The sequence below is a fragment of the Dryocola boscaweniae genome, from assembly GCF_025215095.1.
GTDB classification, from domain to species: domain Bacteria; phylum Pseudomonadota; class Gammaproteobacteria; order Enterobacterales; family Enterobacteriaceae; genus Dryocola; species Dryocola boscaweniae.
The window spans coordinates 33,251-60,190 of record NZ_JALHAP010000064.1 but is presented as its reverse complement, the minus strand read 5'-3'; the positions used below and the strand labels follow the sequence as shown (position 1 = coordinate 60,190).

Annotated in this window: 24 protein-coding genes and 1 pseudogene; 12 read left to right on the top strand and 13 right to left on the bottom strand. The window is 53.1% G+C overall.

Going from position 1 to position 26,940, the window contains the following annotated elements:
• The 4 genes from MUA00_RS01075 to MUA00_RS01060 form a co-directional block, all read left to right on the top strand.
• A partial coding sequence (locus tag MUA00_RS01075; RefSeq protein WP_271130457.1) for a hypothetical protein occupies positions 1-189 on the top strand: 189 nt, incomplete at its 5' end.
• A 15-nt stretch (positions 190-204) separates the two neighbouring features.
• The gene (locus MUA00_RS01070) at positions 205-765 is read left to right on the top strand and encodes a recombinase family protein (RefSeq protein ID WP_271124996.1); all 561 of its coding nucleotides are present in this window, start codon (positions 205-207) and stop codon (positions 763-765) included.
• Between the two features lie 172 nt (positions 766-937).
• Positions 938-1,357: a translesion error-prone DNA polymerase V autoproteolytic subunit gene (locus tag MUA00_RS01065; protein WP_271124995.1), complete on the top strand. Its 420-nt coding sequence runs from the start codon at positions 938-940 to the stop codon at positions 1,355-1,357.
• A gap of 2 nt (positions 1,358-1,359) precedes the next feature.
• The gene (locus MUA00_RS01060; protein WP_271124994.1) at positions 1,360-2,628 is read left to right on the top strand and encodes a Y-family DNA polymerase; all 1,269 of its coding nucleotides are present in this window, start codon (positions 1,360-1,362) and stop codon (positions 2,626-2,628) included.
• 306 nt (positions 2,629-2,934) lie between these two features.
• Here the strand turns inward: MUA00_RS01060 and MUA00_RS01055 are convergent, their stop codons facing one another.
• The 3 genes and pseudogenes from MUA00_RS01055 to melA form a co-directional block, all read right to left on the bottom strand.
• Positions 2,935-3,189, bottom strand: a complete 255-nt coding sequence (locus MUA00_RS01055) for a SemiSWEET transporter (protein ID WP_271124993.1) — start codon at positions 3,187-3,189, stop codon at positions 2,935-2,937.
• Between the two features lie 131 nt (positions 3,190-3,320).
• Positions 3,321-4,193, bottom strand: a pseudogene (melB, locus tag MUA00_RS01050) (melibiose:sodium transporter MelB); the annotation flags it as partial.
• Positions 4,194-4,285: 92 nt separating this feature from the next.
• Positions 4,286-5,641 (bottom strand): alpha-galactosidase, encoded by a 1,356-nt coding sequence (melA, locus tag MUA00_RS01045; RefSeq protein ID WP_271124991.1) that lies wholly within the window; start codon positions 5,639-5,641, stop codon positions 4,286-4,288.
• A 268-nt stretch (positions 5,642-5,909) separates the two neighbouring features.
• Here melA and melR point away from each other — a divergent pair, with 268 nt between their 5' ends.
• A complete protein-coding gene (gene melR, locus MUA00_RS01040) occupies positions 5,910-6,842 on the top strand; it encodes a transcriptional regulator MelR (RefSeq protein WP_271124990.1) in 933 nt (310 codons plus the stop codon).
• A 534-nt stretch (positions 6,843-7,376) separates the two neighbouring features.
• Here the strand turns inward: melR and MUA00_RS01035 are convergent.
• Complete coding sequence (locus MUA00_RS01035) at positions 7,377-8,486, bottom strand: ABC transporter ATP-binding protein (RefSeq protein ID WP_271124989.1); 1,110 nt, start codon at positions 8,484-8,486, stop codon at positions 7,377-7,379.
• Positions 8,487-8,844: 358 nt separating this feature from the next.
• Here MUA00_RS01035 and MUA00_RS01030 point away from each other — a divergent pair, with 358 nt between their 5' ends.
• The 6 genes from MUA00_RS01030 to MUA00_RS01005 all read left to right on the top strand — a co-directional run bounded on the left by MUA00_RS01030 (position 8,845) and on the right by MUA00_RS01005 (position 15,977).
• Positions 8,845-10,077 (top strand): extracellular solute-binding protein, encoded by a 1,233-nt coding sequence (locus MUA00_RS01030; RefSeq protein ID WP_271124988.1) that lies wholly within the window; start codon positions 8,845-8,847, stop codon positions 10,075-10,077.
• 56 nt (positions 10,078-10,133) lie between these two features.
• Entirely contained in the window at positions 10,134-11,441 is a 1,308-nt protein-coding gene (locus tag MUA00_RS01025; protein WP_271124987.1) for a carbohydrate ABC transporter permease, read from the top strand.
• 10 nt (positions 11,442-11,451) lie between these two features.
• On the top strand, positions 11,452-12,303 hold the full coding sequence (locus MUA00_RS01020) for a sugar ABC transporter permease (RefSeq protein WP_271124986.1): 852 nt from the start codon (positions 11,452-11,454) through the stop codon (positions 12,301-12,303).
• 4 nt (positions 12,304-12,307) lie between these two features.
• A complete protein-coding gene (locus tag MUA00_RS01015) occupies positions 12,308-13,510 on the top strand; it encodes a glycoside hydrolase family 53 protein (RefSeq protein ID WP_271124985.1) in 1,203 nt (400 codons plus the stop codon).
• Positions 13,511-13,539: 29 nt separating this feature from the next.
• Positions 13,540-15,597 (top strand): beta-galactosidase, encoded by a 2,058-nt coding sequence (locus MUA00_RS01010; RefSeq protein WP_271124984.1) that lies wholly within the window; start codon positions 13,540-13,542, stop codon positions 15,595-15,597.
• A 68-nt stretch (positions 15,598-15,665) separates the two neighbouring features.
• Positions 15,666-15,977, top strand: a complete 312-nt coding sequence (locus tag MUA00_RS01005) for a glucose PTS transporter subunit EIIB (protein WP_271124983.1) — start codon at positions 15,666-15,668, stop codon at positions 15,975-15,977.
• A gap of 158 nt (positions 15,978-16,135) precedes the next feature.
• Here MUA00_RS01005 and MUA00_RS01000 read toward each other — a convergent pair whose 3' ends face one another.
• A complete protein-coding gene (locus MUA00_RS01000; RefSeq protein ID WP_271124982.1) occupies positions 16,136-17,398 on the bottom strand; it encodes a maltoporin in 1,263 nt (420 codons plus the stop codon).
• Positions 17,399-17,665: 267 nt separating this feature from the next.
• Here MUA00_RS01000 and MUA00_RS00995 point away from each other — a divergent pair, with 267 nt between their 5' ends.
• Entirely contained in the window at positions 17,666-18,739 is a 1,074-nt protein-coding gene (locus MUA00_RS00995) for a LacI family DNA-binding transcriptional regulator (RefSeq protein WP_271124981.1), read from the top strand.
• 59 nt (positions 18,740-18,798) lie between these two features.
• Here the strand turns inward: MUA00_RS00995 and MUA00_RS00990 are convergent, their stop codons facing one another.
• Genes MUA00_RS00990 through MUA00_RS00955 form a run of 8 tightly spaced genes read right to left on the bottom strand, consistent with a single transcriptional unit; the run spans position 18,799 to position 26,924 of the window.
• On the bottom strand, positions 18,799-19,788 hold the full coding sequence (locus MUA00_RS00990) for an HAD family hydrolase (RefSeq protein WP_271124980.1): 990 nt from the start codon (positions 19,786-19,788) through the stop codon (positions 18,799-18,801).
• Complete coding sequence (locus MUA00_RS00985) at positions 19,785-20,801, bottom strand: oxygen tolerance domain protein (RefSeq protein WP_271124979.1); 1,017 nt, start codon at positions 20,799-20,801, stop codon at positions 19,785-19,787. Before MUA00_RS00985 ends, MUA00_RS00990 begins: the two co-directional genes overlap by 4 nt.
• Entirely contained in the window at positions 20,798-22,321 is a 1,524-nt protein-coding gene (locus MUA00_RS00980; protein WP_271124978.1) for a vWA domain-containing protein, read from the bottom strand. Before MUA00_RS00980 ends, MUA00_RS00985 begins: the two co-directional genes overlap by 4 nt.
• Complete coding sequence (locus tag MUA00_RS00975) at positions 22,318-23,295, bottom strand: vWA domain-containing protein (RefSeq protein ID WP_271124977.1); 978 nt, start codon at positions 23,293-23,295, stop codon at positions 22,318-22,320. The genes MUA00_RS00980 and MUA00_RS00975 overlap by 4 nt, the downstream gene beginning before the upstream one ends.
• Positions 23,288-23,728 (bottom strand): DUF4381 family protein, encoded by a 441-nt coding sequence (locus MUA00_RS00970; RefSeq protein ID WP_271124976.1) that lies wholly within the window; start codon positions 23,726-23,728, stop codon positions 23,288-23,290. The genes MUA00_RS00975 and MUA00_RS00970 overlap by 8 nt, the downstream gene beginning before the upstream one ends.
• Complete coding sequence (locus MUA00_RS00965; RefSeq protein WP_271124975.1) at positions 23,729-24,634, bottom strand: DUF58 domain-containing protein; 906 nt, start codon at positions 24,632-24,634, stop codon at positions 23,729-23,731.
• Complete coding sequence (locus MUA00_RS00960) at positions 24,634-25,632, bottom strand: AAA family ATPase (RefSeq protein WP_271124974.1); 999 nt, start codon at positions 25,630-25,632, stop codon at positions 24,634-24,636. Before MUA00_RS00960 ends, MUA00_RS00965 begins: the two co-directional genes overlap by 1 nt.
• On the bottom strand, positions 25,629-26,924 hold the full coding sequence (locus MUA00_RS00955; RefSeq protein WP_271124973.1) for an anaerobic sulfatase maturase: 1,296 nt from the start codon (positions 26,922-26,924) through the stop codon (positions 25,629-25,631). Before MUA00_RS00955 ends, MUA00_RS00960 begins: the two co-directional genes overlap by 4 nt.
• Positions 26,925-26,940 lie beyond the last annotated feature (16 nt).

The window sequence follows — 26,940 nt, the reverse complement described above, 5'->3', positions numbered from 1 at the left end:
AAATTTACCTGCATAATGCCGGTCTGCAGCAAAGTGACTGATGAAATATTGAAGGTTGTTGATGGCGAATATGAAACGGTACCGGCAAACAATCCCCATGCGGTTGCAACAGGATCTACTAAACCGACGTTTTATATATTGTCCCCGCGCCTTGCTGCCGATAACTTCCTCCGAATTTTGTACCTCTGAGGGAGTTTAAAAATTATGCAAATTGGCTACATTCGCGTATCAACAAATGAGCAAAACACCGATCTACAGCGAGAAGCGCTGGAGCGTGCAGGATGTGAACAAATTTTCGAAGAAAAAATGAGCGGAACGGTTGCAAACCGGCCAGTGCTTAAAAGGGCATTAAAAGCACTTTCGCCCGGCGACACGCTTGTTGTCTGGAAGCTGGATCGCTTGGGGCGCAGCATGCGTAATTTAGTGCTGCTGGTGGACGAACTGCGGCGCCGTGAAGTTCATTTTCGTAGTGTGACCGACTCAATCGACACGTCCTCTTCGATGGGGCGCTTTATTTTCCATATCATGAGTGCGCTGGCAGAAATGGAACGTGAACTAATCGTTGAGCGGACGCGGGCTGGTCTGGCATCAGCCAGGGCAAAAGGGCGCATCGGGGGAAGAAGGCCAAAGCTGACGGCTGAACAATGGGAACAGGCCGGGCGACTTATTGCTAACGGCACACCCCGAAAGCAGGTCGCCCTGATTTATGACGTCGCTATGTGCACGCTTTATAAGAAATTCCCCGTCGCTCAGACTAATAAATAACCGCTTGAAATAAACAGGGAAAATTTACATTTGGCGTAACGTATTAATTGATAATGAAGATTGTCGAGCCATGAGGAATTGCTGAGAGAAAGAACGAGGCGGGGGGCTTGATCGGTTCACTTCTTAAATCTACTGTATATAAATACAGTGAATATTTAAGGAGTGAATTATCATGCAAATTTATCAGCCCGCAGAAATACGCCCGATTGTTTTATTACCTCTTTTTGCTGAACCAGTCAGGTGTGGCTTCCCGAGCCCAGCGCAGGATTACGTCGAGCAACGTATTGATTTAAACGAACTTATGGTTCAACACCCAAGCTCTACGTACTTCGTTAAAGCTGCAGGCGACTCAATGATTGACGGCGGAATAAGCGATGGTGATTTGCTGGTAGTTGATAGTTCCCGGACTGCAGAACACGGTGATATTGTCATTGCCGCAGTCGGCGGAGAGTTCACAGTCAAGCAACTGCAGATGCGTCCAACCGTCCAGTTAAACCCCCTCAATAGCGCATACCAGCCAATAATTATTGGCAGTGAAGACGATCTTGAAGTCTTCGGAGTCGTCACGTACATCGTTAAGTCTGCGAGCTGAGTATGTTCGCGCTCTGTGATGTGAACTCATTCTACGCATCCTGCGAGACAGTATTCCGTCCGGACCTGTGGGGGCGCCCTGTTGTCGTTCTGTCGAATAACGACGGATGCATAATTGCACGTAGCGCAGAAGCGAAGGCGATCGGCGTCAGCATGGGCGAGCCGTTTTTTAAGCAGCGCGAATTGTTCCGCCGGCACGGCATCGTTTGTTTCAGCAGCAACTACGAGCTTTACGCAGATATGTCGAACCGCGTCATGACAACGCTAGAAGAAATGAGCCCTCGCTGCGAAATATATTCAATTGATGAAGCATTTTGTGACCTGACCGGCGTGCGCAACTGCCGCGACTTAACAGACTTCGGCCGAGAGATACGCGCGACAGTTCTGAAGCGTACACATCTCACCGTTGGCGTCGGAATCGCGCAGACAAAGACCTTGGCCAAGCTTGCAAATCACGCCGCGAAAAAGTGGCAGCGGCAAACCGGTGGAGTAGTGGATCTGTCGAACGTTGACAGGCAACGAAAGCTGATGGCCGCCTTGCCAGTTGATGAAGTGTGGGGAGTGGGGCGGCGCATCAGTAAAAAGCTGGAAGGCATGGGTATCAAAACAGTGCTGCAGCTTGCGGATACAAATCTGCCGTTCATCCGTAAGCACTTCAATGTTGTGCTCGAACGCACTGTCCGGGAGCTTCGCGGCGAACCGTGCCTGGGCCTTGAAGAGTTCGCGCCGACGAAGCAGGAGATCGTCTGCTCGCGCTCGTTCGGCGGTCGTATCACTGATTATGAAGACATGCATCAGGCCATCTGCAGCTACGCCAGCCGCGGGGCAGAAAAGCTGCGCGGCGAGCATCAGTATTGCCGGCATATTTCAGCTTTCGTTAAAACCAGCCCATTCGCAGTAAACGAGCCGTATTACGGCAATCAGGCATCTGTAAAACTCCTCACTCCTTCACAGGACACGCGCGACATTATCGGTGCCGCCGTGCGTTGCCTGGATAAGATCTGGCAGCCCGGCCATAAATATCAGAAAGCGGGGATCATGCTGGGCGACTTTTACAGCCAGGGCGTAGCCCAGCTTAATTTGTTCGACGACAACGCGCCGCGGGCGAACAGCGAAGAGCTAATGCGGGTTCTGGATCATCTCAATGCGAAAGACGGGCGCGGCACGCTGTATTTCGCCGGACAGGGCATACAGCAGCCCTGGCACATGAAGCGCGAGATGCTTTCGCCGCGGTACACGACCCGTTATTCCGATCTGCTGGTAGTGCGTTAGTTTCGGCTCAAAGAATTTAAGGAAAAAAAGGCGAAAAATTGTTGGTATATGAAATGGTTTGATATGTGTAATTTGCTGATTTTTATAAAGGAAAAATCTTTTGAATATACCATCCATGCAAATTAACTTATTGATATTAAAGGTTATAAGGCCGGTCTTGAAAACCGGCGACCCGAAAGGGTTCCAGAGTTCGAATCTCTGCGCTTCCGCCAACATTTAAGCCCGAGCTTGTTACAAGCTCGGGCTTTTTCGTTTTTGTCGCTTAAACCATAAGCTGCCCTAACCGGGTTTCCTCGCTAAGCAGCCTTACCCTTTACGGCATTTCATTACCAGAATTGGCAAAGCGAACACCAGCGTTAAAAAGTTCGCCATACTCACTGCCGCATCTTCAATCAATACCCCGTAAATCAGCCACATCACCAGCCCTGCCATAAACATCACATACATCAGGCCGGAAATTCCCTGCGTATTTCGGGTGGTGATGACTTTAAACGCCTGCGGCAAAAAAGACAGCGTCGTCAGGCTTGCCGCGAGATAACCAATCGTCGAAATCCAGTCCATGGTTACGCCTTCGCATCGCCAACCGCGACAGTAGCAATAGCGGGTGCTTCAGGCTGTACTTCGGCCTGCGGCACTTTTCGGTATTTATCCAGCAGGAGGATCTGAATCTTACGCAGCGTGTCGCCATTCAGACGGTAGAAGCGGAAGTAGAGGATCAGCGTCAACAGGTTTGCCGCGCCTGCGTAGGACATGTAATACGGGAAAAGGCTGGCATCACCGATAACGTAAGTGAAGTAGTAGATAGCAAAGCCGCTGATAATATTGGAAGCAATGTTATAGGCCAGCGCCATGCCCAGCAGGCATGAAAGCTGATCGTTCTTATAAATCAGCCCGATAATGGATTTTAGCGTGAGCCGGGAACTGTCGGCGGTGGCGTCGCTGTCAGAGGAATAGACTTCATGCACGTTGCGCAGCGTGACGATAGTCGAGGCGATGAAGAACGCAATCAGCACCAGCGTAAACATCTGAAAGCCAAATCCCCGATCCGCTCCCCCGACATAGTTCACAAAAGGCAGCGTCACCCCGGCGGTTACAAAACCTGCCAGGCTTGCGAAGAAGCGTGGGAACGGCACCAGTTGTTCACGTTCACGTTTATCGAGAGTAATGGTCGGCACCAGCGACCAGAACGGAATATCCATAATGGTGTAGGTCATGCCCCACAGAATGTAGGTTACGCAAACGAAGACAACCTGGGCGGTACCTTCAAACAGATGCGCGCTAAAGAGCAGAAACAGCACCAGCGAGTTAGTTAAAGTGCCAACAAAAATCCACGGCTTAAATTTCCCCCATCGCGAACGCGTGGCGTTAACAATCCAGCCCATAATGGGATCGTTTATCGCATCCCAGATCCGTGCGACCAAAAATAGCGTCCCGATGAGCCCCATCGATAATCCCACGACATCGGTGTAGTAATACATCAGGTACATATACACAATGCCGATAGCGAAATCCTTACCAAACGCTCCGAATCCATAACTGAGTTTTGTTTTTACTGAAATGCTCATAGGGTACCGGGTCGCTGTTGCCAGCGCCCGCCTTCTGTAATGGGAAACGTAAGAGGTTAAACGCCGGACTCGCAGCCCGGCGTTGTAGAGTATTAGCGATGGAGCCAGGCCGGTAGCCAGTCGCCATGCGCGGCAATCAGGTCGTCTACCAGGGCATAAATCTCCTCAATGCCCAGCACGGCGGCCGTGTGAGGGTCCATCATCGCCGCGTGATAAACGCGGTCGCGGTTTTCCGTCAGGATGGCTTCGGTAAGCAGCGTCTGCACATTGATATTGGTTTGCATCATCGCCGCCAGGTGCGAAGGGAGCGTTCCCACCTTCGTCGGCTGAATGCCGTTCGCATCGACCAGGCAGGCCACTTCCACGCAACTGCCCTGCGGCAGGTTATCGATCAGCGCATCGTTACGAACGTTGCCATAAATTACGCTTGGCTCGCCTGTCCAGATGGCATTCATGATGGTGCTGGCGTATTCCCGCGACGGTTTAATATCAATTCGATCTGCGGTTTTGTACTCCTCCAGCTCTTTATGCCAGTTAGCCAGTTGCTCCACGCAGCGTTTCGGATACTCATCCAGCGGGACCTTATAGCGCTCAATCAGATCTTCACGCCCCGGTTTGATAAACCACGGCGTGTATTCAGCAAAATGCTCCGAGGATTCCGTTACGAAATAACCCAGCTTTTTAAACATCTCGTAACGCACGATGTTCTGACAACGTGCATTGCCGTGAATGTTCGGCTGCGGCGCCTGTCCGGATTCATACGCCGCCAGCAGCTCCGGATAGAGGTTCACATAGGTGCCGTCGGCCGTTTTACGCTCCAGTTCAAGATAGAACGCCATGTGGTTGATTCCGGCACAGCGGTAGCGCAGGGAAGCGGGATCGATATTCAGGTCGTGCGCCAGTTCTTCAGCCGTTCCCTGTACGGAGTGGCACAGGCCTATCTGCCTGATATGCGGGTAACGGGCATACATCGCCCAGGTATTCATCGCCATCGGGTTAACGTAGTTAAGCATCGTAGCGTTCGGGCAGACCTCGGTCATATCTTCACAAATCTGCCACAGATGCGGGATGGTACGCAGCGCACGCATAATACCGCCTGGGCCGAGCGTATCGGCGATAGTCTGCTCAAGGCCGTGACGCTTACAGACTTCAAAATCAGTGACGGTGCACGGCACATAGCCGCCAATCTGGAAGGCAACCACCACGAAGTCTGCATCCTGCAACGCGGTTTTCTGGTCGGTATGGCAGGTAATATGGCCGGATGCTCCCGCGGAATCCATCAGCTTGCGCACGACGATATGTGACTCTTCAAGACGAGTAGCGTCGATATCCATCAAGGCGATATGCGCCGATTTCAGCGCCTCGCGGTGAAAAACATCGCCGAGAATATTCTTTACGAAAATCGTCGAACCGGCGCCGATAAAAGTAATTTTGGGTGCAGACATCATGACTCTCCAGAAGGTTGTTGAACAAGGTGATAGTGGCACGCCGCCCTGATGAAAACCTCCGTCTTCCCTGATGACTATTCCCATAAACTCTGATCCTATGCTGGCTAACAGGCGATCTGAGTTTTTGGGACAAAATAACGTGAAAAGCAGAGTATCTGGCCTGACAGCCAGGCTACTATCAATAATAAAGGTTGGTTTTGTGCCCGCATTCCCGCACCTGCTTTAAGGAGAAGAGCAGGATTCTGATAATTCAGGAAATGGAGTAACTATGAATACGCTGCCGGCATCTTCTCTTCCGTCCGACCCGTACATGTGCAGCAGCGACGAAAAGCAGACCCGCAGTCCGCTGTCGCTGTACTCGGAATATCAGCGGATGGAAATCGAGCTGCGTCCGCCGCACAGCATGCCCGCCAGCCACTGGCATGGGCAGGTGGAAGTCAACGTTCCGTTCGATGGCGACGTGGAATATCTGATCAACAACGAAGTCGTGCAGATAAAACAGGGGCACATCACGCTGTTCTGGGCCTGTACTCCGCATCAGCTTACAAGCCCTGGCGACTGCCAGCTTATGGCGATTTTCAATCTACCGATGCACCTGTTTCTCTCCTGGCCGCTTGACCGGGATTTGATAAACCACGTCACTCACGGGATGGTTATAAAATCGCTGGCCACCCAGCAACTTAGCACCTTCGAAGTTCAGCGCTGGCAGCAGGAGTTGAGCAATCCGGATGAGCAAATTCGCCAGCTCGCAATGGATGAAATCGGCCTGATGCTTAAACGCTTTAGTCTTTCTGGCTGGCAGCCCATTCTGGTTAACAAAACCTCCCGCACGCATAAAAACAGCGTCTCGCGCCATGCGCAGTTTTACGTCAGCCAGATGCTGGGATTTATTGCCGATAACTACGATCAGGCGCTGACGATCAACGATGTCGCAGAACATGTGAAGCTCAACGCCAACTATGCGATGGGCATTTTCCAGCGGGTGATGCAGTTGACCATGAAGCAATACATTACGGCGATGCGCATCAATCACGTTCGCGCCCTGCTGAGCGATACTGACAAGACCATCCTTGATGTTGCTCTCATCGCCGGATTCCGCTCCAGCAGCCGTTTTTACAGCACGTTCGCTAAATATGTCGGCATGTCGCCTCAGCAATATCGCAAACTGAGCCAGCAGCGGCGGCAGATAAAGCCGGTGTGAGTTATCCTGGCGCGTTGATAACGCCGAAAAGGCTGCATAAACGGCTTTTTTCTGTTTGTTCTTCCGGTCATCATTACAGTCTGGCTTATGTCAACAGCATCAACGCCAGCTCTTTTGAAACTGAACATTCCAACTGTTTAAATTAATTAAACTATCCTGGATGGGGTTTGTCGTTGTTATTGCCTGGAGCGATCTTTGCTCATCGGTATGGTTATCGGCTTCGCATGGTTTATCTAGTTGCTGGTGAAGATAATTAAATATCGTATTAACCTGTGGAGCAGGTGTAAAAGGCCCTATCTCCGGATTGGCCCGAGGAAGGAGGAGAAATTGTGCTGATTGCCGAACGTGCAGGTTCTATGACATCACGGAACCCAGCTAAGACAACGATATATACTCAGATAATTATGCAGAAAGACTAACTCACCGGTTGATACCGCTTAAGCAGGTTGGTGCGAGGTTAAGTTGCTTCTGGCTTCGCCCTAAAAGAAAGATGTCGGGAAAAACAAGCGCTCCCGTTTACCGGGAGCGCTATATTTACTGGCTGGCGGGGAAGGGGATCGCGCTGTTAATACGCAGGTCATTTTCATCAAAAACCATGCAGTGCTTCGAGTCAAACGCCACGCTGATTTTCTGCCACGGTTTGAACTGAACATCGCCGGGCAGCAGAATTTTAACGTTATCGTGTCCGTAGCATTGCCCGAACAGATAGGTGTTATTACCCAGCCGCTCCACAACCTCACAGTTGAATTCCAGCGCCGTACCGTTGGTAACGTTGGTGGATAAATGCTCGGGGCGGATACCCAGGGTGATGCTGTCACCTGGCTGGAGCGGGGTGGTATCAAGTGCAAGCGTTAACGTCTGGTTTTGCGCCATGCTAACGGTGAGTTCACCAGGCTGCCAGGCCATAACGGTAACCGGCAGGAAGTTCATTTTTGGTGAGCCAATAAAACCCGCCACAAATTTATTCACCGGATTGTAGTAAAGGCTCATCGGCGCGCCGATTTGCTCGACCTTACCGTAGTTCATCACCACGATTTTATCCGCAAGCGTCATCGCCTCGATCTGGTCATGAGTCACATACACCATGGTGACTTTCATTTCCTGATGCAGTTTGGCGATATGCAGACGCATATCCACGCGCAGTTCGGCATCCAGGTTTGAGAGCGGTTCATCAAACATAAACACCTGCGGATTACGCACGATGGCGCGGCCAATCGCCACGCGCTGACGCTGGCCGCCGGAAAGTTGCTTTGGTTTACGGTCGAGCAGATGAGAAAGCTGCAGGGTTTTCGCCACCATCTCCACCTGATGGCGGATCTCGTCTTTCGGCACTTTATTAACCTTCAGGCCGTAGCCCATATTTTCCGCGACCGTCATGTGCGGGTAGAGCGCATAGGACTGAAACACCATCGCCACGCCGCGGTGCGCGGGCGCAACGTCGTTCATCACCTCATCGCCAATCAGCACTTCGCCGTCGCTTACTTCTTCCAGACCCGCAATCATGCGCAGCAGCGTAGATTTACCGCAGCCGGACGGGCCGACAAATACCGCAAATTCACCGTCTTCAATGTCAAGGTTAACATTATGCAGCGTCTCGGTTTTGCCGAATCGCTTGGTGACATTTCTAAGTCTGATATTGGACATCAACGTTCCTCGAAGTAATTAGCCGTTGTTTGCCGTTGGGATTTGACGGGGGCTGATGCTATTTGTGTATTACGTATAACAATTCAGTCAGTGAATGCTCAACAGCATTTAATTCATGGTGCGACTATAACTTTCAGCCTATTAGCGCCCTACAGGTATGTTTCATTTCTGCAAAGAGGATCACACAACTAGCAGTTTTATATCGTGTTAAATCACCATCAAGTGTAGCGTATAACAAATGCGAAACGCTGTGCAGTGCAGCAGGTGAGTGCCTTGTTATCACGATTTATGCCCACAGATCCGCAAAAAAGAAACCATTAAAATCACTAAATTGTTATACCTTCACATGAGATTGATAATGAAAAAGAACATCCTTACTGCACTAATCTTCTCAACCCTGGCCGGTGGACAGCTTTTTAGTCTGTCCGCTCACGGCGCGCAGCAGCTTAATGTGTGGGAAGACATCAAAAAATCCCCGGGCATCAAAGATGCCGTTAGCGACTTTGAAAAACAGTACAACGTTAAGGTCAACGTGCAGGAAATGCCTTACGCGCAGCAACTGGAAAAGCTGAGGCTTGATGGCCCGGCGGGCATCGGGCCGGACGTGCTGGTGATTCCTAATGATCAGCTTGGCGGTGCCGTTGTGCAAGGGCTGCTGGCCCCCCTGAATCTGGACCAGAAAAAGCTTGACGCTTTCACGCCGGCCTCGGTTCGCGCATTCAATATGGATAACGCTCAGTACGGCTTGCCGAAAGCCGTTGAGACGCTGGTGCTTATCTATAACAAAGACCTCATCGACAAGCCGCTCAACACCCTGCAGGAGTGGTTCGATTACTCGAAAAAACAACGTGAGCAGGATAAATACGGTCTTCTGGCCAAGTTTGACCAGATTTACTATAGCTGGGGCGCAATCGGCCCAATGGGCGGCTACATCTTTGGCGACAACGGTAAAGGCGGCTTAAACGCGCAGGATGTGGGCCTTAACAAGCCCGGCGCAGTAGAAGCCGTCACCTTCCTGAAAAAGTTCTATAGCGAGAAAGTTTTCCCAGCGGGGATCGTTGGCGATAACGGCCTGAACGCCATCGACTCGCTGTTTACCGAGAAAAAAGCGGCGGCGGTGATTAACGGCCCGTGGGCGTTCCAGCCCTATGAAGCAGCCGGAATTAACTTTGGCGTTGCGCCATTACCGCTGCTGCCGGATGGCAAGCCGATGAGCTCTTTCCTCGGCGTGAAAGGGTATGTGGTCTCGACCTGGAGCAAAGATAAGGCACTGTCGCAGCAGTTTATTGAGTTCATCAACCAGCCTCAGTATGTGAAAACGCGTTACATCTCTACCCGTGAAATCCCGCCGATGACGGCCATGATTGACGAGCCGATGATTAAAAATGACGAGAAGGCAAGCGCGGTTGCCGTGCAGTCTGCCCGTGCGACACCGATGCCCGGTATTCCGGAAATGGGTGAAGTGTGGGGGCCGACCAACGCCGCGCTGGAGCTAAGCCTGACCGGCAAACAGGAGCCGAAGGCCGCGCTCGACAGCGCAGAAAAGCAAATCAAAATGCAAATCGAAGCCATGCAGGCCAGCAATCAGTAATCGCTTTGTAGTAACAAAATGGGAGGGAGGCCTCCCGTTTTCAGAAGGAGTCATGTGTGATTATCAGTCCCAGCGGAAATATTGCGAAAGCGCGTAGCGCAGGCCGCCACGCCTGGTGTGGCCTGTTATTGGCTATCGTGCCGGGGTTTGGTCAGTTTTATCACCGCCAGTGGCTGAAAGGGGGAGTCTTCCTGGTGCTGCTGAGCAGCTTTATGGGCATTTTTACTGATTTCCTGCGTGAGGGCCTGTGGGGGCTGTATACGCTTGGTGAAGAAGTGCCGCGAGATAACTCAATCTTTTTACTGGCGGAAGGCATCATCAGCCTGCTGATTATGGGCTTTGGCGTCAGCGTATATTATCTGTCGCTGCGCGACGCGTGGATTAACGGTAAAAAGCGCGACGACGGCGAGCAGCTCAACAGCGTGCGCAAACAGTATCAACTGTTGCTGAGCGAAGGGTTTCCTTATTTGATGATAACTCCCGGCTTTATTTTGCTGGTGTTCGTGGTTATCTTCCCCATCCTGTTCGGTTTTGCCATCGCCTTTACCAACTACAACCTCTACCACACGCCGCCCGCTAAGCTTGTGGACTGGGTGGGGTTTAAAAACTTCGTCAATATTTTCACCCTGTCTATCTGGCGCTCGACCTTCTTTGACGTCCTGCAATGGACGGTGGTCTGGACCTTGCTTGCCACAACGCTGCAATGCACCGTTGGCGTAATGCTGGCGATTCTGGTTAATCAGAAAGATCTGCGCTTTAAGCCGCTGATTCGAACCATCTTCATCCTGCCGTGGGCGGTTCCGGGTTTCGTGACCATCCTCGTATTCGCCGGGATGTTTAATGACACCTTTGGGGTTATCAATAATGCGATTCTGGCCTTCTTTAACATCAGCCCGAAAGCGTGGATGACCGATCCGTTCTGGACCAAAACTGCGCTAATCCTGATGCAAACCTGGCTGGGCTTCCCGTTTGTCTTTGCGATGACAACCGGTGTACTGCAGGCTATTCCTGACGATCTCTACGAGGCGGCCACCATGGACGGTGCCAGTACCGGGACGAAGCTGCGGACTATTACGCTGCCGCTGGTGCTCTACTCCATTGCGCCAATCATCATCACGCAGTACACATTTAACTTTAATAATTTCAATATCATATATCTGTTTAACAACGGTGGTCCGGCCGTGGTGGGATCGAACGCAGGCGGCACTGACATCCTGGTCTCGTGGATCTACAAGCTGACGATGTCATCTTCGCAATATGCCATTGCGGCAACTATCACCATCCTGCTGTCGATCTTCGTGGTTGGCCTGGCGTTGTGGCAGTTCCGCGCCACGAAATCATTCAAAAATGATGACATGGCATAAGGGGAGAATTATGGCTAAATCACCAAGCATTAAACGTGATAAATGGATTCGCCTCTCTCTTTCCTGGATGGTTATCCTGGCGGTATCGGCAATCATTATCTATCCGCTTATCTGGACCGTAGGGGCATCGCTTAACGCGGGCAACAGCCTGCTGAGCACCTCGATAATCCCGGAAAACCTCTCGTTTCAGCACTATGCAGACTTGTTTAACGGGCAGGTCAATTACCTGACGTGGTACTGGAATTCGATGAAAATCAGCTTCCTTACCATGATCCTGACGCTGATTAGCGTGAGCTTCACCGCCTATGCCTTCTCACGCTTTCGCTTTAAAGGGCGGCAAAACGGCCTGATGCTGTTCCTGCTGCTGCAGATGATCCCGCAGTTTTCGGCGCTGATTGCGATTTTCGTTCTGTCTCAACTGCTGGGGCTTATCAACAGCCATCTTGCGCTGGTGCTGATTTATGTTGCCGGCATGATCCCGATGAACACTTATCTGATGAAAGGCTATCTCGATGCCATTCCTAAGGATCTGGACGAGTCGGCTCGCATGGACGGAGCCAGTAACTTCCGTATATTCATCGAGATAATCATGCCGCTGTCAAAGCCGATTGTGGCGGTGGTGGCGCTGTTCTCGTTTACCGGCCCGCTGGGGGATTTCATTCTCTCAAGCACCATCCTGCGCACCCCGGACAAGTACACGCTGCCCATCGGGCTGTATAATCTGGTGGCGCAAAAAATGGGCGCCAGCTACACCACCTATGCCGCAGGCGCAGTCCTGATTGCGGTGCCGGTGGCCGTCTTCTATCTGGCATTACAAAAATACTTTGTTTCCGGCCTCACCTCTGGCAGTACGAAAGGATAATCCCATGAAAAGAGTGACACCAACGGTGCTTGCTGTTTGTCTGGCATGCAGTTTTTCCGCCAGCCTGTTTGCCGCCGATAGCCTTAAAACGCGCGCTTTCGACAAAATGCCCGCCGACTTTATCAAAGGGGCGGACATCTCCACGCTGCTGGACGTCGAAAAACACGGCGGTAAATTTTATGACGCTAATAACCAGCAAAAAGACGCGCTCGTCATTCTGAAAGAGAACGGTGTGAACTACGTGCGTCTGCGCCTGTGGGTTGATCCAAAAGATGAGCAGGGCAATAGCTACGGCGGCGGGGAGAACGATCTTGCCGTTACCCTGGCGCTGGCGAAACGGGCTAAGGCGCAGGGAATGAAGTTGCTGCTGGACTTCCATTACAGCGACTTCTGGACCGATCCGGGTAAACAGTTTAAGCCGAAAGCCTGGCAAAAAATGGACTACCCGCAGTTAAAAATCGCGATTCATGACTATACCCGCGACATCATCGCCCGCTTCAAACAGGAAGGGGCGCTGCCGGATATGGTGCAAATTGGTAATGAAATTAACGGCGGCATGCTGTGGCCCGAAGGCAAAAGCTGGGGGCAGGACGGCGGTGAGTTTGACCGGCTGGCCGGCTTGTTGAACGCCGCCATCAACGGTATGAGAGAAAACCTCAAGTCCGGAGAGCAGGTGAAAATCATGCTGCATCTGGCCGAAGGCACTAAGAACGACACCTTCCGCTGGTGGTTTGATGAGATAACCAAACGCAAGGTGCCCTTCGATGTAATTGGCCTGTCGATGTACACCTACTGGAACGGCCCGATTAGCGCCTTAAAAGCCAATATGGATGATATCAGCGAGCGCTATAACAAAGACGTTATTGTGGTTGAAGCGGCTTATGCCTGGACGCTGGAAGATTGCGATAACACGGAAAATAGTTTCCAGCAAAAAGAAGAGAAAGACGGCGGTTATCCAGCCACCGTGCAGGGACAATATGATTATGTCCACGATTTAATGCAGGCGGTTATTAATGTGCCGAACCAGCGTGGTAAAGGTATTTTTTACTGGGAGCCGAGCTGGATTGCGGTGCCGGGAAATACCTGGGCTACGCCCGCTGGAATGAAATATACCGAAGACCCGTGGAAAGAAGGTAATGCACGTGAAAATCAGGCGTTATTTAACTGCCAGGGAAAAGTGCTGCCATCGATAAAAGTCTTTAATTAATTTTCGACGTTATTTTCAGGACCGTAAATATGAAAAAATTTCTGCCTTTAAGTCCAAAGGTAGCCGGGCTTTTGCACGGCGCGGACTATAATCCGGAACAATGGGAAGCCTATCCCGGTATTATTGATAAAGATATTTCCATGATGTCGCAGGCAAATTGTAATGTCATGTCGGTCGGCATTTTTAGCTGGGCTAAACTTGAACCTCGCGAAGGTGAATTTGATTTCGCCTGGCTGGATACGATTCTGGACAGGCTTTATCAGGCGGACATTCATGTTTTCCTGGCGACGCCGAGCGGCGCGCGTCCGGCCTGGATGTCGCAGAAATACCCGGAAGTGCTGCGCGTGGGACGCGACCGCGTACCGGCGCTGCACGGTGGGCGCCATAATCACTGTATGAGCTCTCCTGTTTATCGGGAAAAAACGCTGAAGATTAACCGCCTGTTGGCTGAACGCTATTCACAACATCCGGCGGTGCTCGGCTGGCATGTTTCTAATGAATACGGCGGCGAATGCCACTGCGACCTTTGCCAGGAACGCTTCCGCGACTGGCTGAAGGCGCGTTATCAGACGCTGGACAATCTCAACCACGCCTGGTGGAGCACCTTCTGGAGCCACACCTACAGCGACTGGTCGCAGATCCAGTCCCCGTCTCCGCAGGGAGAGGTCTCCATTCATGGTCTGAATCTTGACTGGCGGCGGTTTAATACCGCGCAGGTTACGGATTTCTATCGCCATGAAATCGCTCCTCTTAAAGCCGTGAACCCGCAGCTACCGGCCACCACGAACTTTATGGAGTACTTCTACGATTACAACTACTGGCAGCTTGCCGAAGAGCTGGATTTCATCTCCTGGGATAGCTACCCGATGTGGCATCACGAGAAAGATGAAACCACGCTCGCCTGCTACACCGCCATGTACCACGATTTGATGCGTACCCTGAAAGGGGGCAAACCGTTTGTACTGATGGAATCGACCCCCAGCGTGACCAACTGGCAACCTACCAGCAAGCTGAAAAAACCGGGCATGCACATTCTTTCGTCATTGCAGGCGGTGGCGCACGGCGCCGATTCGGTGCAGTACTTCCAGTGGCGCAAAAGCCGTGGCTCAGTGGAGAAATTCCACGGCGCGGTAGTGGATCACGTGGGGCATATTGATACCCGGGTAGGGCGTGAAGTCACAAAGCTTGGCGAGATGCTCAACCAGCTTAAAGATGTGGCGGGCTGCCGCACTGAAGCAAAAGTCGCTATTGTTTTTGACTGGGAAAACCGTTGGGCGATGGACGACGCCGAAGGCCCGCGCAATATGGGGATGGAGTACGAAAAAACGGTCGCCGAACACTATCGTCCGTTCTGGGAGAAGGGCGTTGCGGTAGATGTTATCAACGCTGACTGCGATCTCAGCGGCTATCAATTAGTAATCGCGCCAATGCTGTATATGGTGCGCGAGGGCTTTGCCGCACGCGCCGAGGCCTTTGTTGCCGCAGGCGGCCAGTTCGTTACAACCTACTGGAGCGGGATCGTCAACGAATCCGACCTCTGCCATCCTGGCGGCTTCCCGGGACCGCTACGCGAACTGTTGGGGATTTGGGCCGAAGAGATTGACTGTCTGGGCGAGGGCGAACGCAATCTGATTCAGGGGCTTGCGGGGAACGCGGCGGGATTACAAGGGCCGTATCAGGTTCGCCATTTATGCGATCTGATCCATGCGGAAGGTGCGCAGGTTCTTGCGACCTACCGGGACGATTTCTATGCCGGCCGCCCGGCGGTCACGGTGAATCGCTTCGGTCAGGGGAAAGCCTGGTATGTGGCGTCGCGCAACGACCTTGCGTTCCAGCGAGACTTCTTCGCAGGCATCATCCAGGAACTAAAACTGCCGCGCGCCATCGAGGCGGATTTCCCACCGGGCGTCGTCGCCGCTTCGCGAACTGACGGGGAATCATGCTGGGTGTTTATTCAGAACTTCACCGCCCAGCAGCAGATAGTAACTCTGCCGCAAGGCTACAGCGACGCGCTGAACGGTAAGGATATCAACGGCGCGCTCCAGCTAATGCCGTGCGACTGCCGCGTCGTTAAACGTAAAGCATAATTGCAATACCCTGACGCCTGTTCTGACGAGCAGGCGTTTTTTTATCCGTCGACTATCAGGAGACAATTATGGTGAGCTTAAAATCATTTCTGCATTATTTCTCCCAACCCAAACTAACGGTGACCTTAACCGAACAGGAGCAACAACAAATTACCACGCTTATTAACGCGTTTGGCGGTGAGCAAAATATTGACCATGTAGATGCCTGTATTACCCGCCTGCGTGTTACGGTTAAAAACCTGGCGCTGGTTAATTCCGAAGCATTACAGGCGCAGGGGGCGCTTGGGGTTATTATTCTGGGACAGGAGGTGCATGCTATTTTTGGCAAGCAATCAGATGCGCTAAGGAAATTACTGGAAGAGCATTTCTCTTCACGCTGAATAATAAAAATGGGATGACCCGGAATAGGTCATCCCAAAATAAAACAAAAGCAATGGCATTAAGAAGTTATTCAATTTCAGGAATAAATGCCAGTCCGGAGATAGTGCGTCTAAATATACAGAAGATATTACTGTTTACTTAATTTAATCCGTGGTGCTTACCACCAGGCTTCAACCTGTACGCCAAAATTCCAGGTATCGCTCGCGGTACCGTCCTGGAAAGATTTTCCGTCTTCTGAATCGTTAAGATACGAAGCGAAAACACGCAGTTCCGGGCGCGACATAAAGTCCGGACCGTCCGCGAGACCTAACGCCACGGTATATTTTTCACCGCTTTGCTTATAGTGCGTGCCGTTGTTGTAGGTATCTTTCTGATAGAAACCGCCCACTTCACCAATTAAACGTACATATTCGGTGAACTGATATTGCGCGCGACCAACCAGTGAAACCATGCGCGACTTGTCGGTGTACTCAGTGATGTCATCTGCTGAACCGTAAGTCAGCACGTGGTTAAACGAGAATCTGTCGGTAATGGGAATAAGGCCTGTGTTAATAACGCGGTAACCGGTGGCGTCGTTGACGTAATTCCACATGTCATACCAGCCTCCGCCCTGCGAAATCATGTTCTGTGCAAGCCCCTTGTTTGCATACTGCAAAACCAGTTTGTTATAGCCGCCGAGCATATCCTGGGAAATTTCACCGGTCAGCATGACGCCGTTATCGGCATCGTAAAGTCCGCCATACTCTTTTTGTTTATTAGTAGGGTTAGGCATGGCGTAGTCGATGCCAAACTCGGTCCAGGTGCCTGCCCAGGGCTTCCAGCCCGCATAACGCAGATCGAGGTAGTTAATATTCACATCGCTGTCACCGTCGACACGGTAGTCAACGTCGTTCGCGTCACCGCGAATCCAGGCAAAGGAGACTGCGCCCGGCCCGACGCTGTAGTTCTCAATGCCGGCGCCGGAACCGGAGATATTCCAGTATTTAGTATCGATGATGTGCAGATCGTGACGCTGATAGTAGCGTTTCCCGCCCCAAATCACCGCGCCAGGATCGCCCGGGATTAGCCCTTTAATCTGCAAATTAAGCTGGCGCAGCCCAAATTCAGCGTCGTCGCCAAAGGTGGTTTCACTGTCGTTTGAGCCGTCTGAAACCATACTGACCATGCTGTCCAGGTAAAAGCTGACATCGTTTTTCTTATACACCTCGGAGCCCAGTTCCAGTTCTCCGTAAGTGTCAGCTTCGTTACCTAAACGGCCGACTTTATTCTTTTGCCACTCCTCCATTCCTCCATCCCGCGACACACCAATACCGGAGCGCAGATAGCCATGGAAATCGATGGAGTTAACGGCAGCCAGAAGCGAGGGGGAGGTCAGCGCAGCGGCTAACGCAACGGATACAGTGCGTAGCGTAGTTTTCATGTTATCCTCTTATTGTTTTGTATTACGTTCACATAATGCGGTGTCATAAAATGCCTAAATGTAAAATCAGGCAAACAAATGATTTCCAATGTGTGATTAACTGCAAATAAATCAGGCTTGTTTGTAACGACAGGTGAGGTTGTTCACATTTGTTTTTATGTGAACGTAATACTTTATTGGTGTGATAGCTGCGGTTTTTTATCATGGCGTGCGTTTTTTAAATGGCCCCTGTTAAAATCAACGCATAACAACATAAGGAACCGGACCATGAAGTCTAAAAGCGCGACGTTAGAGGATGTTGCTCACCATGCGGGCGTCTCTTACCAGACTGTGTCAAGGGTACTGAATAAGTCAGCCAATGTATCCGAAGCCACGCGTAGTAAGGTAGAGAAGTCCATAGAGTTATTGCGGTATGTGCCCAACAGACTCGCACAGCAGTTGGTTGGAAAGACGAGCAAAACCATTGGACTGGTGACGACGTCGCTTGCGCTGCATGCGCCTTCTCAGGTGGCCGCTGCGGTAAAACGCTATGCGAATCTGGAGAACTACCAGGTGCTGATTTCCATGATTGATGAGAACGTCCACAATGGCATTAAGGATTCCATCAATGAACTCAAGTCACAGCTAGTTGATAAGGTCATTATTAATGTGCCGCTGGAGACCGAATATGCTGAAAAAATCGTCGCGGATAACACTAACGTTCAGTGCCTGTTCCTTGATGTCGATCCCTACAGTTCTGTCTTCAATGTTTCCTTCAATCCGGCGGATGGAACCCGTTCGAGCGTGAAGTATCTTTATGAGCTGGGGCACCGGGAAATAGCCTTGCTTTCGGGACCGGACAGCTCGGTATCCGCGAAGCTGCGTCTGAAAAGCTGGATAGAAACGCTCGACGGTTACGGCCTGCAACCGGCTGCGGTGGTGAAGGGAAACTGGGATGCCCAGAGCGGATACGCAGGCGCCTTGCAAATGCTGCGATCAACGCCGAATTTTAGCGCTGTCTTAGTGGCAAACGACCAGATGGCGCTGGGCGTGCTGAGCGCGTTTCATCAACATCAAATCTCGATTCCCGGCGAAAAATCGGTTATTGGCTACGATGATACCTACGAAAGTTCCTTCTTCCATCCGGCGCTGACCACCGTGTCACTGGATTTAGATTTGCAGGGAAAAGAGGCCGTGCGACGCATTCTCGACAGCAGTCATAATGACGGCGAACGCAGCTCTTCTATTCTGCCCGCGCGGCTGGTTATTCGTAACTCCACAGGGCCGAAACAGGAGAAAAGCCAGAATTTGCAGGCCATTGCGGAGCAGCTTAGCAGCATTGCGCGAATTCTCGCCCGGTAATACGACAACGGGCTCCGGCACGGAGCCCGTGAGACTGATGACAAATAGCTGAAAGATACTTACTTGCACAACGCCGGATCAAAAACGGTTTTCCAGTCCTGCTTCATATCCACTACCGTCCAGCCTTTTTCCTGCGCCATTTTTAGCCCTTCAATCAGCTTACCGCTAGCCGGTGGATGGCTGTCATAAGCATATTCCCGCTCGGCGTCCGTATGGTGCACCAGCAGGCCAAAGGTTCTGAAATCAGGATTCGCCGCGGTGTACTGCAACATGGCGAGATCGCCGTCGCTGTTGCCAAAAGCGGCAACCGGACGCTGGCCCATAAACAAGTGGATTGCCACCGGTTTGGCGGCAGCATCATCGTTAAATGCGCCTTTCATGGTCTTACGCAACTGCGTGCCGTTGTCCGTCAGCGAAAACTCGCTTAGCGAGAACGAGCCCACAACCTGCTCAGGAGGGATACCGTACATCTTTTGCGCCAGCACACGCATAAAATCTATTCCGCCTCCGGAAATGATCCACGTTTTAAAGCCGTTGTCGCGAAGATAATCAAGGAGTTGTCGCATGGGTTGATAGCCCATCTGGTCGTAACGACAGCCAAACCGCTGATCCTGATGGCTGTCTACCCAGTTGCTGACGCGCTGCGCGAACTCATCGGTGGTGATATTGCTGTGCGTCAGTTCTAAAAGCTGCATCAACCCTTTTTCGCCAGACTGGGCGACGGTCCTGAAATCATCCTTTAGTACCGCGCTCACTACGGGATCGTTCTTCCATTCAGGGTGTTCCGGCGCAAGGCGTTTAATCTCGTCGACCGCGAACCGTAGCTGGAACGTTAAAGGCGCTTCTGGCCACAGGGTGCCGTCGTTATCAAAGACCACATAGCGTTTGTCTGGCGGAATAAAGGTTGAACGGTCCTGGTTAGTCGCGTTTTGCACCCATTGTTCAATGGCCTGTTTAGAGGCGCTGTCGTTCCAGGCGGAAAGCGGGTCGGCCTGGGCTGAGCAAACATAGCTCAGCAACAGGGCGCTGATTAAGATCTTAGATTTCATCGTTCACCCCTTTTGGTGGGAGTCAGTTCGGGAAGCGCTACAGGTTCCCAGAAGCGTCGCCAGAGATAACGCAGGTATTTAAGGCTGCGCCATAGCAGGCGGCGAGTAAACCAGATGAGCAGCGCAATGATAACGAGCGCGCCGATAAGCAGGGCCATACGCCATATCCCGTCATCCGTGGTTCCGCGCAAAGCTGCTTCGCTGCCGGCGGCTCGCGCAGCCATAACCTGTAGTGAAGAACCCGGCAATTCTGCGACTTGCCATTGCTGACGAGCGGTATCCCACCATCTTAATTTTACTGGCGGAAGGGTAACGGTTCCCGCCTGCGAGGGCAGGTAGCGCAGGCGTTCTTCTCGCAAAGCGCCTTCAACGTCACCCCGGCCTGATTTCAGCAGGGTATTAACCGGGGTGAGCCGCTGCGTGTCAGTGCCTGGAATGGCGTAAAGTAATTGTGGAATTTGATTTGCCAGAACGCCGCTGGCTTTAACCGTGACGGTTCGCTCAATCACGTCTCCCGCGTGCAGCTTGCCGTCGTCGCCCGCGTGAAACTGGGTGATTTTCTGGCTCAGAGTAAGGTTGCTGGCGGGTAAGAACCGATCCGGTTGCTCAACGCCTTCAGGCCAGGCCACCGGTTTTTCCAGTTCAGGGAGCTGCACGGTGACAGGCGCCTGGTTGGGCGACGATAACGTAACTTCCACGGCGGGCAGGCGCAATAAACCCTGATCCCAGGCCATCACCTGTCTTTCCAGCCGCACGCCGCTCCAGCTAATGCCGTTTTTCTGGCGGCTCAGCAACTGATTTGGCAGCGGCGTGGTAAGCAATGAGCCGTTTTCTATTTTAAAATCAGGCCATTGCGGTGGGGGGTTAAACCAGCTATCCGTCCAGAAAGTGACGGCAATTCGCAATGGTTGCCCCGGCACCACCTGGTCCGGCGCGACGAGTTCGCGCGTGATATCCATCGCCGCACGGGCGGGAATGACCGCCAGCAGGATGAGAAGCAGCAGGGCTTTCATGGCGTCTCCTCCGTATTCGAACGATAGAGATTCTCCAGCAGGCCCGCGGGTGAAACGTTCAGATTTTCAAACCACTGGTTAACCTGCGGGCTGCTGCTGGCGACGGGCTGAATATCTTTCTGGTTCACGCCCTGATCTTTCTTCAAATCGTGTTTAATCTCGTCAGGCTTATAATCCTGCTCTTTGCCCTGGGCCGCCTGTCGGTCGCGTTCTTTCTGCCGCAGTTCCATAATGATGCTGGCAATCCGCGCCCGGTTTTGCTGGGCCATTTTCCAGTCAGGGCGCAGGCTAAGCGCCCGGTCATAGCTGTTTAGCGCCTGCTGCCACTGCTTTTGCTGCGCGTAGCTGTTGCCGGTCCATAGCAGCGTTTCAGCAGTTTGCGGCGCCTGGCGGAATGCGGAAGCGGCGGAGACAAAATCCCCCGCGCGGTAATAAGCAATGCCCTGCCAGAGCGGGTCCTGGAAACGCTCCGCCGCTTTTTGGTAGTCGCCTTTTTTGAAGGCGAGCTGGCCCTGCATATCCGGGCTAATCCATGCATCCTGCCAGGCGGCCTGGCTTTGGGGCAGCCAGAGCAGCGGCACCAGCACAATCAGCCAGCAGATAAGCTGAGCTCGCCCCAACAGCAACAGAAGAAGCATCGGGATGACCAGCAGGTAGCCGCTATTTTTCCAGTGCAAATCGCCGCGCGCGTTATTTTGCGCGGCAACCGACTGCTGAATGTGGCTGGCTATCACCGATAAATCGCTGTCATCGCTGGTGACCAGCGTCACGGGAATGCCGCCGTCACGGATGCTGCTAAAACGCTCGACGTTAAGCCGGGTATCAATCCCGCGCTGGGCGTAAGCTTCGGGTAATTCACCGCCGCGCGCGGTGCCGGGCACCCAGATTTGAACCGGCGCTTTAAGCTGCGCCAGCCAGCCTGCGTCCGCCGGTGAAACGGTATCGGCAACCAGCAGAATATTGCGGGGCATCTGCGGCGTTTCCGGCATATTTTTCAGCGCCAGATTGATGGCCTGTTTCAGGCCTGAACCTTCCCCTTGCGGCAGAAGTTCCGGAGTTTGAGCATGTAAAAATAGCGAATAAAACGTCGGGTCCAGCGTTAGCGGCGTAGTCAGCCAGGCCTGCGCGTTATAAACCACCAGGCCAAAACGCGTTCCCGGCGAACGCGACATTAAGTCCATGATTTTGCTTTGCATCCGTTGATGGCGGCTGGGTGCAAGATCCTGCGCCAGCATCGCCGGGTCCTGTTGCAAAACAATCATCATATTGCCCTGCTGCGTCAGCGCTGCGGGCAGTTCACGTTGCCAGGTCGGACCGGCAAGGGCAAAAACGCCCAGCGCGCATAGCCAGGGCAAAACCTGCGTGAGTCGTTTTTGCTGGCCGATAATCAACGCCTTCGCGAAGGGCTTTTCCATAATCCTGTGCCAGGCGCTACGCTTGCGGGTTGTGACAAACCAGAGCAGGGCGCAAAGCAGCAGGCCGAGCAGCCGCCAGGGATAAACAAAATGGAAATCGCTCATGCCGTTTTCTCCCTTACAAAACGTCCCACAGTGAGCAATATCAGCAGCGCCAGCGCGAGGAGCAGCGGCCACTGGAAGAGCGGAAGATGCCAGGACCAGCCGATACTTTTCACCTGAACCGGCGTGATGGCGTCGATTTCCTGCCAGACGCTGTCCAGCGACGCGCCTGAATTTGCCGCAGTCCAGGATTTGCCGCCGGTAATGCGGGCGATGTCCTGCATCAGGGAAAGATCAACTTTGTCATCGCCGGTGCTGTTGATATCGCCAAAGGCGATGGTGTGCACCTGAACGTGATGCGTCGCCGCCAGTTGCGCCGCGAGCGGCGGGGCAAGCTGCGAGGCGGTATCGTTACCGTCAGTAAGCAAAATCGCCAGCTTGCTGGCGTCTTTGTTCGTGCTGCTGTCGAGCAGTTTCACGCCTACGCCGAGCGCATCGCCAATGGCGGTTTGTTCGCCGATCATGCCCGGTGAAAGCTGGTTAATACGGGTTTGCAAAGCCTGTTTATCTTCGCTGATGGGCGCGAACGGCCAGGCCTGGCTTGCAAAAATAACCAGCCCAATGCGGTCGGATTTTCGCGCGGCGACAAATTTTCTCACCGATGCCTGCACGGCCTGCAAACGGGTCATCCCTCCCTGAACATCATTTTTCGCCATCGAACCTGAGACATCCAGAATCAGCACCACATCGCGCATCGGCTTTTGAATATGCTGCGGCGGCGTCAGGTATTCCGGGCGAGAAAGGGCGATGACCAGCAATAACCAGATGAGCCAGAATAAGGCGCTGGAAAGTTTGCTGTTGCGCACGGGCTGGCTGTTGAGTTTCAGTTCTTCAATGAGCGCCGGTAAAAACGGCACGCGCACCTGTTCTTTTACCTGCCGATCCTGGGGAAGAAAATAACGGGCAAGCAGCGGCAGAAAAATGAGCAGCCACGCCCAGGGCCAGGCGAAATCGACGCGGGTCAGGAACTCAGACATAGGGCAGTTTCTCCAGCCAGCTTTTTAATTGAGCACTCAGGCGTGCATTGTGGCTGGCATCGAGCTGGTTATCCGGCTGACAATATTTTTCGCTGAGCTGGCGGCGCAAATCGTTATCGATGTTCACCTGCTCAAGAAGCTGTTCCGGCGTGAGCAAGCGGCTGACATCGGCGCGCGGTTGATGCATGAGGAGAATGCGTTTGATCAACGCAAGCCAGCTATCAACGCTGTGCGGCTGTTGCAGAGCCGCCTGCGCCTGGCGACGCCACAGGTTGCGACGCCTGCGCGCAAAGCGAAACAACACGAACAGGAGCAGGGCGATGAGCAGCACGGCGGCCAGCACAAACCAGCCGGGAGGCAACGGGAACCAGGAGGGACTCTGAGGCAGTGCGGGTTGCAGCAACTCCGGCACGCTAAATCCTTTCTCAAGCATTCAGACTCCTTTTTGTAACTGCTTGATGAGATCCTGCGCGACCACAATATGATTTACGCGGATGCCAAGCCGTGTGAGCCGGTTCTTCTGCTGACCCAGACGAACCGTAATGCTTTGCTGGATTTCATCTTTTAATCCAGGCGATAACGAAAACGCCGCCTCGTGTCCCTGATAGCGGGCCGCCAGATTTCCCTGCGCGGGAAGCGTGAGATGGAGATCGTCAAGAATGACAAACGCGCTGATTTCACATCGGCGTTTCAGCGCGGCGAGCAGGGCTTCCGAACCTGCATCCAGATCGTGGAAATCGCTAAGCAGCGCCACCCATGCTCCGCTGGGGATCAACCGGCTCGCGTGCTGCAAAACCGAGGACAGAGATACGCTGGCAGACGTTTCCGTGGGATAGCGCTCGGGCAGTTGTTGGTTGTAGGTGAGCACATCGTCCAGCACCGCAGGCAGGTTTTTCGCCGGGGAGCGGCATTTTTGCAGGCTGTATTCCGTGTCGCTAAACACGGCGCTGCCGATGCGATCGCCATCGTGCCAGCTTCGCCAGGCGAGCAGGGCGGCAATTTTTGCGGCGGCGACGGATTTGGTCTGACCGCGGGTGGCAAAAAACATATCCAGCCGCTGATCGACGATAAGAAAAACCGGCCGCTCGCGCTCTTCGTTATACATTCGTATCCACGGCGCGCGCAGGCGTGCCGTAGCCTGCCAGTCAATCAGGCGAACATCGTCGCCGGGCTGATAGCGGCGAAGGCTGTCAAAGTTAAGGCCGCGGCCCTGCTGGCGTGAGACGCGCTCGCCCGCAAGCGCGCCCGGGGGAATTTGCCCCGGAGGGTTTGAGAGCAGCCGTGCCGCGCCCGCAAGCGCCATCAGCATTTTCTTATCGACCTGCAACGCGCCGTCCATCAGGCCACCACCGCGTCGAGCAGCATGCGAATCACATCGTCCGCAGAGCAGTTGTCCGCGTTGGCCTGATAGCTCAGCATCAGGCGGTGACGCAGAACGGCGGGCGCAACTCGCTTAATGTCTTCCGGCAGCACTGCGTCACGGCCTTCAAGCCAGGCCAGCGCGCGTCCGCATCTGTCGAGCGCCAGCGTGCCGCGAGGGCTGACGCCAAAGGTGATGTAGCTTGCAAGCCGATCGCTTACGCCCTGCGGATGGCGGGTCATTTCCACAAGGTTGACGATGTAATTCTCAATGGTCGGCGCAACGTAAACCGCGGAAATTTCCTGCCAGCAGGTTGCGATCTCCTGCTGCGACAGCATCAGCGTTTCAGGCGACAGTTCCGGGGTTGCGATTGAATCTGCCCGGTATTTTTGCTGTTGTTCGGCGCGAACCAACTGCATCACTTTTTGCTCGTTTTCTCTGGACGGGTAATCCACCAGAATCTTCATCAAAAAGCGGTCAAGCTGGGCTTCCGGCAACGGCCAGGTGCCTTCCTGATCGACCGGGTTTTGCGTGGCCAGCACCATAAAAACGCCGGGCAGGGGCCAGGACTTCCCGGCAACGGTGACATGACGTTCTTCCATCGCTTCGAGCAGCGCCGATTGCACGCGGGCCGAAGCGCGGTTTATCTCATCGGCAAGAATGATGTTGCCGAATACCGGGCCGGGACGAAAACGGAACTGATCTTCTTCCCGGGTGGCGTTCTGCTGGTAAATTTCGCTGCCGGTAATGTCCGAAGGCAGAAGATCCGGCGTGAACTGGATGCGCCGAAAATCCCCCTCAACGTGACGGGCCAGTTCGCGTACCGCACGGGTTTTAGCCAGTCCCGGCAAGCCTTCAAGCAGCACGTGTCCGTCGCACAGCAGCGCGATAATCAGCATGCGTACCAGCGATTCCTGCCCCAGCACCTGTTCGTTCATGCGCTGCTCAAGCGCAAGCAGTTTCTCGGTGTTATTCATTTGCGCAATCCTGCAAAGTCACGTTTCAAAAGAGTGGCGATCCCGACGAGAATCGGTTCGGCGTAATTGAAAAAGGCTTTGATGCCGGGGCAGAGATAGTTAAGTCCGGGCTCGCCGTCCGGCGTGCGGACAAGGCGATTTTTCGGGCATTCTCCCCAGCAAAGCTTCAGGTACGGACACTGCTTACAATAGGTCGGCAGGGTCTCTTTTTTGCCCATGCCGAAGGCTTTCTGGCGCTCGGAAAACGCCATATGGGCAAGCTTCGTCTCTTCGATGTTGCCTAACTGGTATTCCGGGTAGACGTAGTGGTCGCACGAATAAATATCGCCGTTTTTCTCTACAGCCAGCCCCTTACCGCAGAATTCCGATGCGGTACAAATCTGCGCAGGCATGCCCATCGTCTGGGCCACGGCGGTTTCGAAAAGATTGACCTGCACGCGACCTAAATCGTTGTTCACCCATTCTTCGAAAACGGCTTTCAGGAAGGTGCCCCAGTCGTCGGGATCGACGGACCAGTCGGTGACGATAGAGTCCAGATCGCCCGGTCGGGCACGCCTTGTACCGGTTACCGGAATAGTGTCATCGCGCCAGAACTGGGGAGCGGTGACTTTGAAATCCACAGGTTCAACGCACGGATTGAACTGCACGTAGGTTGCGCCCAGTTCACGGGTAACGAAACGGTAAACTTCCAGCGGAAAACGGGCATTGGTGCGGTTGACGGTGACCAGCGCGTTAAAAGGCACTTTGTATTTTTTAAGCGCTTCAACGCCTTTCATCACCTTGTCGAAAGTAGGTTTGCCGCTGCGCGTGACACGATAGCGGTCATGTAATTCTCGCGGGCCATCAATAGACAGGCCCACCAGAAAACGGTGTTCTTTAAGAAATTCGGCCCATTTATCGTTAATCAGCACGCCGTTGGTTTGTAAGTCGTTTTCGACGCGCTGGCCGGGCTTTTGATACTGCTTCTGGAATTTTATAACTTTTTCGAAAAACTCCAGCCCCATCAGGGTCGGTTCACCGCCTTGCCAGGAGAAAACCACCTGCTCGCCGTCCTGCCCGTCGATGTACTGGCGAATAAAGTTTTCCAGCACCTCATCGCTCATGCCGGTGTGGCGGTCCTGATGCAGCAGCTCTTCTTTATGCAGATAAAAACAGTAGGAACAATCAAGATTACAGGTTGAGCCGGTAGGCTTGGCCATTACGTGAAAACGGCGTTTATATTCGGGGCCTTTGCCATCATATTTTTCTGCTGACGGTAATGCTCTGACCGGCAATGTTGTGCTGTATTTCATGGCGAACCCCTAAAAA

Excerpts from the sequence above, each read along its gene's own strand:
- MUA00_RS01000 (WP_271124982.1), bottom strand. The coding sequence starts at position 17,398 with ATGAAAACTACGCTACGCACTGTATCCGTTGCGTTAGCCGCTGCGCTG.
- MUA00_RS01065 (WP_271124995.1), top strand. The coding sequence starts at position 938 with ATGCAAATTTATCAGCCCGCAGAAATACGCCCGATTGTTTTATTACCT.
- melR (WP_271124990.1), top strand. The coding sequence starts at position 5,910 with ATGAATACGCTGCCGGCATCTTCTCTTCCGTCCGACCCGTACATGTGC.
- melA (WP_271124991.1), bottom strand. The coding sequence starts at position 5,641 with ATGATGTCTGCACCCAAAATTACTTTTATCGGCGCCGGTTCGACGATT.
- MUA00_RS01030 (WP_271124988.1), top strand. The coding sequence starts at position 8,845 with ATGAAAAAGAACATCCTTACTGCACTAATCTTCTCAACCCTGGCCGGT.
- MUA00_RS00980 (WP_271124978.1), bottom strand. The coding sequence starts at position 22,321 with ATGAGCGATTTCCATTTTGTTTATCCCTGGCGGCTGCTCGGCCTGCTG.
- MUA00_RS00960 (WP_271124974.1), bottom strand. The coding sequence starts at position 25,632 with ATGAATAACACCGAGAAACTGCTTGCGCTTGAGCAGCGCATGAACGAA.
- MUA00_RS00990 (WP_271124980.1), bottom strand. The coding sequence starts at position 19,788 with ATGAAATCTAAGATCTTAATCAGCGCCCTGTTGCTGAGCTATGTTTGC.
- MUA00_RS00975 (WP_271124977.1), bottom strand. The coding sequence starts at position 23,295 with ATGTCTGAGTTCCTGACCCGCGTCGATTTCGCCTGGCCCTGGGCGTGG.
- MUA00_RS01010 (WP_271124984.1), top strand. The coding sequence starts at position 13,540 with ATGAAAAAATTTCTGCCTTTAAGTCCAAAGGTAGCCGGGCTTTTGCAC.
- MUA00_RS00985 (WP_271124979.1), bottom strand. The coding sequence starts at position 20,801 with ATGAAAGCCCTGCTGCTTCTCATCCTGCTGGCGGTCATTCCCGCCCGT.
- MUA00_RS01005 (WP_271124983.1), top strand. The coding sequence starts at position 15,666 with ATGGTGAGCTTAAAATCATTTCTGCATTATTTCTCCCAACCCAAACTA.
- MUA00_RS00970 (WP_271124976.1), bottom strand. The coding sequence starts at position 23,728 with ATGCTTGAGAAAGGATTTAGCGTGCCGGAGTTGCTGCAACCCGCACTG.
- MUA00_RS01070 (WP_271124996.1), top strand. The coding sequence starts at position 205 with ATGCAAATTGGCTACATTCGCGTATCAACAAATGAGCAAAACACCGAT.
- MUA00_RS00955 (WP_271124973.1), bottom strand. The coding sequence starts at position 26,924 with ATGAAATACAGCACAACATTGCCGGTCAGAGCATTACCGTCAGCAGAA.
- MUA00_RS01060 (WP_271124994.1), top strand. The coding sequence starts at position 1,360 with ATGTTCGCGCTCTGTGATGTGAACTCATTCTACGCATCCTGCGAGACA.
- MUA00_RS00995 (WP_271124981.1), top strand. The coding sequence starts at position 17,666 with ATGAAGTCTAAAAGCGCGACGTTAGAGGATGTTGCTCACCATGCGGGC.
- MUA00_RS00965 (WP_271124975.1), bottom strand. The coding sequence starts at position 24,634 with ATGGACGGCGCGTTGCAGGTCGATAAGAAAATGCTGATGGCGCTTGCG.
- MUA00_RS01020 (WP_271124986.1), top strand. The coding sequence starts at position 11,452 with ATGGCTAAATCACCAAGCATTAAACGTGATAAATGGATTCGCCTCTCT.
- MUA00_RS01035 (WP_271124989.1), bottom strand. The coding sequence starts at position 8,486 with ATGTCCAATATCAGACTTAGAAATGTCACCAAGCGATTCGGCAAAACC.
- MUA00_RS01015 (WP_271124985.1), top strand. The coding sequence starts at position 12,308 with ATGAAAAGAGTGACACCAACGGTGCTTGCTGTTTGTCTGGCATGCAGT.
- MUA00_RS01055 (WP_271124993.1), bottom strand. The coding sequence starts at position 3,189 with ATGGACTGGATTTCGACGATTGGTTATCTCGCGGCAAGCCTGACGACG.